General features: G+C 75.8%; 2 protein-coding genes. Both read right to left on the bottom strand.

Annotation, left to right across the window (positions count from 1 at the left end):
- Positions 1 to 856 (bottom strand): alpha/beta fold hydrolase (locus tag ESO86_RS17065; protein WP_129235972.1); only part of this gene is annotated, 856 nt, incomplete at its 3' end.
- 59 nt (positions 857 to 915) lie between these two features.
- A partial coding sequence (locus ESO86_RS19430) for a hypothetical protein (RefSeq protein WP_207207210.1) occupies positions 916 to 1,347 on the bottom strand: 432 nt, incomplete at its 5' end.

Below are 1,347 nucleotides of genomic sequence, written 5' to 3'. Positions count from 1 at the left end.
CGCCGGGCGCGGCCGCCGGGGCGTCGCCTGCGGGCTCGACCCGGTCGCCGAGGAACCGACGGGTCTCCCGCACGATCGCGTCGGCGTCGCCCCGCCACGGGAAGTGGTCCTCGCCGTGGAGCGGCACGAACCCGGCGTGCGGGATCCGGTCCGCGACGTCCCGACCGAGCGCGAACGCGATCGCGCGGTCCTCACGACGGTGCAGCACGAGCGTCGGCGCCCGGACCTCGCCGAGGTGCGCGGTCGAGTCCATCGCGTAGACCTCGGCGAGCGAGGCGAGGGCGGCCTCGGGCGTCGCGGCACGACGCTGGAACTCGACGAACTCGTCGCGCTCCGCGGCCGTCGCATCGGGCTCGAAGAGGTCGGAGAGGACGCGCGAGCCGATCCCCCAGTGCTGCCGCACGACGGCGAGCAGGGCATCGCGCGCGGCGGGAGGCGCCAGGTCGGCGCCTCGGGCATAGGTGCCGTAGAGCACGAGGCGGTCGACGGCGTCGGGATGCCGCGCGGCGAAGAGCGACGCGACGCCGCCGCCCGACGACGCGCCGAAGAGCGACGCGCGCGCGACCCCTGCGGCGGCGAGCACCGCCTCGAGCACGGCGAGCTCCTCGTCGAGCGTGCGTGGCGGCATCCGCCCTCGATCGGACGCACCGGTTCCGGGCCGGTCGTACCGGATGATCGTCCGACCCTGCGCGAGACCGGACGCGAAGCGCCGGAAGCGGGGCTGCCGCCAGTCGAGGTCGAGGTGGCTGCACCACCATCCGCCGAGCACCAGCGGCGGACCGTGGCCGATCGCGGACCACGCGACCGACGCGCCGTCGTGCTCTGCGTACCGGATGACCTGGTCTGCGGCCTCCACGGCCTCAGTCTAGGAAGGCGAGGGATGCTCGGGCCACCATCCGGGCCCGGGTCGGCCGGTCAGCGGTCGCCGGCGAACATCCGCGACCAGAGACGGCCGATGCCGCGGGACAGGTGGTCGGCGGGATCCTCGGTCGCCGTCCAGAGCGTGCGGAGCACCTCGGGCAGCTCGTCGGCGTGCTCCGCGAACATGCGTCGCGCCGCGGCGAGCTCGGCCGGTCCGTGGCCGTCGAGCAGCACCGGCGCGAACTCGCCGGGCAGGTACACCTCGGTGACCGGGGCGACGGTCGGGGCGACCGGACGCAGCAGCCCGAGCTCGAGCTGCTCGGCCAGCCAGCGCTGCGACTCGCGGCGGGACACGCCCGCGAGCGCCGCGAACGCGGCGGCGTCGACGGGACCCGCCTCGAACAGCACGCGGTAGTAGCCGCGCACGGTGCCGTGCGCGATGGAGACGTACGCGAGCGCGGATGCGTCGGCGGCCGTCGGCGACGG

The organism is Agromyces binzhouensis, from assembly GCF_004135055.1.
Taxonomy (GTDB): domain Bacteria; phylum Actinomycetota; class Actinomycetes; order Actinomycetales; family Microbacteriaceae; genus Agromyces; species Agromyces binzhouensis.
This window is presented reverse-complemented; position numbering and strand designations above follow the sequence as displayed.